General features: G+C 62.7%; 7 protein-coding genes and 1 pseudogene. 6 read left to right on the top strand and 2 right to left on the bottom strand.

The genetic code is table 11. From position 1 onward, the window contains the following. From QJT78_RS49170 to QJT78_RS49195, 6 genes and pseudogenes are all read left to right on the top strand, one after another. A pseudogene (locus QJT78_RS49170) lies at positions 1 to 211 on the top strand (hypothetical protein); the annotation flags it as partial. Further along, entirely contained in the window at positions 208 to 714 is a 507-nt protein-coding gene (locus QJT78_RS49175; protein ID WP_038952972.1) for a hypothetical protein, read from the top strand. The pseudogene QJT78_RS49170 and the gene QJT78_RS49175, both read left to right, overlap by 4 nt. Before the next feature lie 192 nt (positions 715 to 906). Beyond that, entirely contained in the window at positions 907 to 1236 is a 330-nt protein-coding gene (locus QJT78_RS49180) for a hypothetical protein (RefSeq protein ID WP_038945778.1), read from the top strand. Positions 1237 to 1240: 4 nt separating this feature from the next. Beyond that, the gene (locus QJT78_RS49185) at positions 1241 to 1459 is read left to right on the top strand and encodes a hypothetical protein (RefSeq protein WP_038945779.1); all 219 of its coding nucleotides are present in this window, start codon (positions 1241 to 1243) and stop codon (positions 1457 to 1459) included. 67 nt (positions 1460 to 1526) lie between these two features. After that, complete coding sequence (locus tag QJT78_RS49190; RefSeq protein WP_038945780.1) at positions 1527 to 1778, top strand: hypothetical protein; 252 nt, start codon at positions 1527 to 1529, stop codon at positions 1776 to 1778. Between the two features lie 65 nt (positions 1779 to 1843). After that, positions 1844 to 3163, top strand: a complete 1320-nt coding sequence (locus QJT78_RS49195; RefSeq protein WP_038945781.1) for a hypothetical protein — start codon at positions 1844 to 1846, stop codon at positions 3161 to 3163. Here the strand turns inward: QJT78_RS49195 and QJT78_RS49200 are convergent. Both QJT78_RS49200 and QJT78_RS49205 read right to left on the bottom strand, forming a co-directional pair. Then, on the bottom strand, positions 3160 to 3495 hold the full coding sequence (locus tag QJT78_RS49200) for a hypothetical protein (protein WP_157790193.1): 336 nt from the start codon (positions 3493 to 3495) through the stop codon (positions 3160 to 3162). The two genes, QJT78_RS49195 and QJT78_RS49200, sit on opposite strands and share 4 nt — an antisense overlap. Positions 3496 to 3989: 494 nt before the next feature. Then, a partial coding sequence (locus QJT78_RS49205) for a transposase (protein ID WP_281460783.1) occupies positions 3990 to 4227 on the bottom strand: 238 nt, incomplete at its 5' end.

Here is a 4227-nt window from a genome sequence, read left to right on the forward strand (position 1 = left end):
AACCTCGGCTTCCATGACTCGATGGAAGCCACTGTGGACCCTTATCCCGGGGTCCCGATTGGATGCCGATCACCCCGAAAACGGGGTCCTTATTCCATGCCGAAACACAACGTCCTTCCTGGGTGTGCTTCAGGATTGGAAGGTCATCGTCGCCCTGGGCACCTTCATCCTGATCGGCCTCGCACTCTGGATTTGGATGGAAAAGAAGTGATCAGGCAGTTCTTTGTGAGCTTGAACGACAAGCTCGGGCTCGGCGATCTGCTTTGGCAGATCGCCGCCTCCGACGTCGTGATCATTACGCTCGCGGCTCTCGTCTTCGTCTGCATGATCGTCGGCCACTTCCCGATCATCAGCAAGCTCAGTTTCATTGCGCCTTACGCGAGCGTGGCGGCGGCTCTTGTCTACGTCTTCCTCTCTGCGCAGGCGTTCCTTGTCGGCTACCGCTTCGCGGATGGCAGAGTCGAAGCCAAGGTATTGCGTGAGGCGATCTCGGTCCGCGACGGTGTGATCACCGGGCAGCGCGAGAGCCTCGACATGGTCTTCGACGCCGCCGAGACCGCAGTGAAGCAACGTGACGAAGCGGCGCAGCGCGCCCAAGAAGCTCAGGACCAAATCGATGAATATGAAAAACGCCTCAAGGGTCGCCCGAACGCTGCTTGCCTGCTCACTCCTGACGATTTCGCTGGCGGCGTGCAAGACCACCGAAAGCGTTAGGCCGTCGCCCGAGTTCGCCGTTCCTCACGAGTCGACTCTCGTTCTCGACGAAGTGCCCGCGCCGAAGGTGGTGCCCGGCATGGACGCGCGAGTGGCGTGGAAGCTCGAAGAGTCGGCGCGCAAGGAAGCAAACAAGCGGCTCCGCATTTCCCGCAGTAACGTGCGCAACGTGCGCCTGAAGGCCCAAGTCAAATGATCACGATCCCCGAATGGTTCATCGGCCTGCTCGGAACTGGCGCTGGCGCGATCATCGCGCTCCTTATCCGCAATGCGGTGGCGCACGCGAAGAACGAAGCGTCAGCGAAGGCCGGGCAGGCCATCGCCAATGAGGCGAAGGCCGCAGCCGCCGAAGCACAGCGTCTTGCCGCTGCGACCGAACGCGATCTCGCGCACTTCCGCGAGAAGGTCGCCACCGAGTACGCGACCGTCCAACTGCTCGACCGGATCGAAGAGCGGTTGGTTGGCGCGTTGGATCGCATCGGCGAGCGCTTCGATCAGTTCCTCTTGACGCAAGGCAAGTAACCGCGTGAAGCAGGTCGGCGCATACGCCTGGAACATCGTGATCGCCATCGACCAGCTTGCGAACGCGCTGCTTGGCGGATGGCATGACGAGACGATTTCAAGTCGCCTCGGCAAGTCCATCCTGAAGGGCGGCTGGGCCTCGAAGGTGCCGTGGCCGCGCTGGCTTTACGATCACTTCATTGAGTCCGTCGAGCCCGACGAAGACTGGAATATGGGCTACTGAACCGATCTCGCGCTGCGGTGTGCAACGGGCTTTGATGTCTCTGAATTTACAGAGAAGGAATTAGCCAATGTCCCGTGAGAATCCCTTTGCCGTTCCCTTCGATGGTCCCGCAATCGATTGGGTGCCTATTGTGCCGGGTGCCGCTCCGCTTGCGCAGCCGATCCGAGCGATCCGCGCGAACACCGCTGGCACCGTGACCGTCACGCTGAAGCGCGGTGGCGCGAGCCGCGTGATGAACTTCGCCGCCGGTGAAACGCGCACTATTTGGGCCACGCACGTCACGGCTGCGACCGCGACGGGCCTGGAAGGGGCAATCTAATGCGGCTCGGGTTCGGTATCGGGTTGTCATACCCGCTCGCAGGGGGGGCCCTGCCGCCGAACTTCATGTCCTATTCTGAGGACGTGTCGAAGTTCTCGTGGCTTACCGGCGGCACCGGAGCGGCTATCCCCCACGCCTTCTCGAACGGCGCGTCCTTGGCTGTTGGTGCTAAGCAGGCGATGCCCGACCTTCCCGGCGGTGAAGCCGGGAAGGGGTTCACCTGTACGGGTCTCTGCCAAGACCCCGATAGCACCGACATTTGGGTCGGCAACTTCGGGGCAAGTCGCGGCGGCTCGGGCGGCGTGTCGCTCCCCATCAGCATCGTGCGACTATCGGGTGACGGATCGACGCTGGTATCTCAAGTCCAGACCGTGCAAGGCATCGGCGGGTTGCAGGGCGTCGCGTTCGTCACGGCAGGCGCATTGCGTTGCTTGGCTTACGTCGGCGGCGCCGACAACAGCGTCCGTTTTGTGAATCGCGACGGCTCTGTCCCGCGCAGTCCGCTTGTGCTGCCCTTCGTGGTAAACGCGCTTGCGTGGGACAACGCCCGGCAGGCGCTTTGGGTCAGCGACGCCGCCAGCGGCGACGTGTGGTGCGTGACGATGAACGGCACGCTGCTCCAATACGCCGACTTCAACAACGGCTGGGGCGGCCCTATCGATCATATCTGCGTTGACCCGTCGCGGGGGACCGGCGGCTATCTCTGGCTCTCCGCTGGCGCGAACGGCTCGCCGGGCATCTTGCTCGCCTGGGACATCGCCAAGGATCAACTCGTCAATCGTTGGCTTCTGGATAGCGCGCAAGCGCCGGAAGGTCTTATTGCCAGCGGTAACGTGCTCAAGATTGTGACGGACGGGTTCTATCACTCGTCCGGCAGCACGCCGAACACGGCGGCCCCGTACAACGTCAATGAGATGCAGACCTACACGATCCCGTCTGTCACGCAATGGCGCTACGCTCGCGTGTTCAAGTCGGGCGAGCTTGTTGGACCGCCGGAAGCGGGCGGTCGCCAGCCCTATCATCTGATCCTCGACCGTGGCGATAGCGATACGAGCGCGGACCTCTGCATCGTGACTCGCGACGCAGATGCGTCGATCAACGGGCAGCTTGCGAACGTGGCGTTGACGGCGAAGTCATTCGACCCCGCAGTTACCACCAACGTGGGCCTGCGACTGCTCAGTGCTGGGTCGTTGGCGAACGTCACGTTCGGAGCCGCCTATGCCCGGCGCTCGTCTTCCGCTACGTTCGCCAGCGGCTCGAACAACACGCAGATCGGGACGCGCGGAACGCAGACGCCGGATCGCGCGATCAACGTGGTGGGTACGGCGCTCGCCGTAAACCTCGGGTCGGCGGCGCTCGCGTACAACTTTCGGCCCGGTGCCTAGTCGGTCGCGTGAAAACGATCCTGCGCCGTCCAGACGCAGGCCTTCTCTCCCTTCGGCCGAACGCAGGCAAGCACCGCGTTCGGCACTTCGACCACGAAGACCTCCGTGCCCTTGCCGAACGACTTGCATCCTTCGGCCGCGCCCTTCGCAACCCCAGCTTCAAAGTCAGCCTTCGCAGTCTGCAACACGGCGCGCATGCCATCGAGCGTCGGGCAGGCCAGGGCGGTCGTGTGAAGGACGCCAGACTGGCCGACTTCCAATCGCTGCGCCGCGTGCGCAGAGGCAGTTGCGGCGAGCAGGGCGGTGGCAATGAGGGCTACTCGAATGGGCATGTCACGGGCCTCCTAATCGCTACTGTAAGCCATCGCCGTTGAGGCGGAACGACTTCCGCAACTGACTTGGAGCACAGTCATGAAGAAGTAAACCCTTTCTCATGTCGCAACCTGATCGAGCTTTGATCCGAGACCCGATCTCGTTCTGACGGCGGCCTTCGTACCCGCCCGGCAACGCAAAAGCGTCGTGTACGTTTCGACGACCGAACCCGCATCAATGCCTTGAGAACGACTAGGGAGCCGTAGGCGACACGGCTTTGAGAGACCCGCCGGGGAGACCCGCGCGGGTCTCATTGTGTTTAGACGGCCCCTTAACCACGAAACCTAGCCCGTCCTATTCGTGAGATTGCGGTTTTTTAGTCCGATTGATGTGGCCGCACATCTGCTCTGACGAGGCGCACAGGATTGCCTTCGGCTTTTCACCGCCTGACGACCCGTACTTTGCAACGCGCTTGAGGTATAGGTTGGGCGAACGGGGGCGGACGCCCCGCCGGTCAAGGACCGAGCGGGAGCAGCGCGCCGGGCAAGCAGCGGATCAGGTCGGCTTCGGGACATGCCGCGGCAAACGCAAGGCGAATGCGGCTCGCGGTTTCGACGACCCGGGCTGCGATTTTCAAGAGACGAAGACGCAGCGTCGCGAACTCGGCAGCGGCCAATTCCCGGACTTTGGGAATGGCGTCGCGCACGGTCAGCATCAGCCAATAAGCGGCCGTATGGAGCACGAGACGGACC

This window comes from Bradyrhizobium sp. Mp27 (assembly GCF_029953005.1).
In the GTDB taxonomy this organism is placed as follows: domain Bacteria; phylum Pseudomonadota; class Alphaproteobacteria; order Rhizobiales; family Xanthobacteraceae; genus Bradyrhizobium; species Bradyrhizobium barranii.

Coding starts and splice junctions, on each gene's coding strand:
- QJT78_RS49180 (WP_038945778.1), top strand. CDS start 907: ATGATCACGATCCCCGAATGGTTCATCGGCCTGCTCGGAACTGGCGCT.
- QJT78_RS49190 (WP_038945780.1), top strand. CDS start 1,527: ATGTCCCGTGAGAATCCCTTTGCCGTTCCCTTCGATGGTCCCGCAATC.
- QJT78_RS49195 (WP_038945781.1), top strand. CDS start 1,844: ATGTCCTATTCTGAGGACGTGTCGAAGTTCTCGTGGCTTACCGGCGGC.
- QJT78_RS49200 (WP_157790193.1), bottom strand. CDS start 3,495: ATGCCCATTCGAGTAGCCCTCATTGCCACCGCCCTGCTCGCCGCAACT.